This window comes from Corynebacterium vitaeruminis (genome assembly GCF_001054325.1).
Lineage (GTDB): Bacteria > Actinomycetota > Actinomycetes > Mycobacteriales > Mycobacteriaceae > Corynebacterium > Corynebacterium vitaeruminis_A.
The window spans coordinates 1-330 of the sequence record NZ_JVVM01000023.1; the positions used below are offsets into that span (position 1 = coordinate 1).

The 330-nt window shown below is 56.1% G+C and carries 2 tRNA genes; both read right to left on the minus strand.

What is annotated here, in order from left to right:
• Nucleotides 1–36: 36 nt before the first annotated feature.
• A tRNA-Val gene (locus ADA16_RS07410) sits at nucleotides 37–111 on the minus strand.
• 33 nt (nucleotides 112–144) lie between these two features.
• Nucleotides 145–215: transfer RNA gene (locus ADA16_RS07415), tRNA-Cys, on the minus strand.
• Nucleotides 216–330: the final 115 nt, after the last annotated feature.

Here is a 330-nt window from a genome sequence, read left to right on the forward strand (position 1 = left end):
TACATCCGCAAATACGTTCGCCCGTTAGGGCTTACGTGGTGCGCGATACTGGGATTGAACCAGTGACCTCTTCCGTGTCAGGGAAGCGCTCTCCCGCTGAGCTAAACGCGCATTACATCGAAACCTGAAAAGGAATCTCTGCTGAGGTGGAAACGGGAATCGAACCCGTGTACACGGCTTTGCAGGCCGTTGCCTCGCCACTCGGCCATTCCACCGTGAGGCTGCCGCCTCAGTGGTTGCCTCGAAGTTATACCATAGAGGTTAACCCCTTGGAAAACCAGAGCGGATGACGGGACTCGAACCCGCGACCCTAACCTTGGCAAGGTTATG